This window comes from Brevibacterium casei CIP 102111 (assembly GCF_900169275.1).
GTDB lineage: Bacteria > Actinomycetota > Actinomycetes > Actinomycetales > Brevibacteriaceae > Brevibacterium > Brevibacterium casei.
This window is the reverse complement of the sequence record NZ_FXZC01000021.1, coordinates 1-1272: the sequence shown is the minus strand read 5'-3', so window position 1 is coordinate 1272 and position 1272 is coordinate 1. Positions and strand designations below refer to the sequence as shown.

Here is a 1272-nt window from a genome sequence, read left to right as displayed (position 1 = left end):
GCACGACCTGCTCAGGCGTGTGCCGCTTCCTCGTGTTCGTCATGATGAGACCAGTCTTCCTGCCCGCAGCAGCGAGCATCAAGACGACTCACACAACGACTGGACCTACATCCCGGGGTCAGCCCACATTCATTCCGTCTGCCATCGACGGCAAGACGCTGATTCAAGCAGATTCAGCCCGCCCCCAAGTGGTCATCGACCCCCTTGACGACAAGGCTGAAGCGAAGACCCTTGACCTCCCTGCCCCCACGGACTCCGCGACATTCTCACGGCACATCTCATCGGGACACGGGGTCACGGTCGCCGAATGGACCGTTGATGGTCAGCCCACCGTGACCGTGCACAATCTCGACGACGACGCCGCGATCACCGCGGCCTTCCCGCTGTCAGATACCGCTGCCGCTGATTCCTGGCAAGTAGGTCGCACCATGGGCACCGGCATCATCGGTGACAAAGCGGTCAACCTCGCGGACGGAAGCCTAATCGCCGATGGCAACGGAACACCGTTCACGACCGCGCTCGGTCCCCTCGCCGTCACCGAGGCGAACGGACAACGCACCTACTTCGACGCAACATCCACTTACCCCGAACCCGATCAGGCACGCCTGCTCGGCTACACCGACAAGGGGCCTGCAATAGTTCGCAACCCCGACGGGTCCATCACAGCTCTTACCAACACGGAAGGAAAGTAAATGCACACCCCCAAGCATCGCGCCACGGCAGCAGCCGTGATCCTCGGCCTCGCGATCCCCGCCACAGCAGTCGCACCGGCCCTCGCTCACGAAGCCACGACTCAGCCACCAGCGACGACGAGACCTGTATCGCCCACGGTGGATACGTCCCCTGACAGTCGCCCGACCGCAACGACTCAGCCCGCCGAAGCACCGACCGCCGACCCGACAGTTCCAACGGCACCTGCTCCGTCGAAGACTCCTGATTCCCCCGTCGATGCCACTGTCCCAACCGCACCGGCAGACGACACACAAGCCGACGCGTCGTCCGAAGCCGAGGCCGACGGCCCAGACGACAACGCCGACGCTGGTGCTGCGACCGACGGCAACGATGACAATGATGCGACGGCGAACACCGATGATGACGCCGAGGCCGATGCGGATGCCGACGGGGAAGAACCAGACCCCACAGATTGAATCGCCCCGGGGATAATAGAGGCAGGGAGATTGGAAGAAGGAGATTCTCTCTTGCCAGTGAAATACACCGACGAACTCAAGGCTCGCGCCGTCGAACTCGTCATTCATGCTCAGGCCGATCCGG

The 1272-nt window shown here is 62.8% G+C and carries 1 protein-coding gene; it reads left to right on the top strand.

The annotated features are described in order from the left end of the window. On the top strand, positions 1-692 hold a 692-nt coding region (locus BC102111_RS17480; protein WP_219618478.1), incomplete at its 5' end, for a hypothetical protein. Between the last annotated feature and the right edge of the window lie 580 nt (positions 693-1272).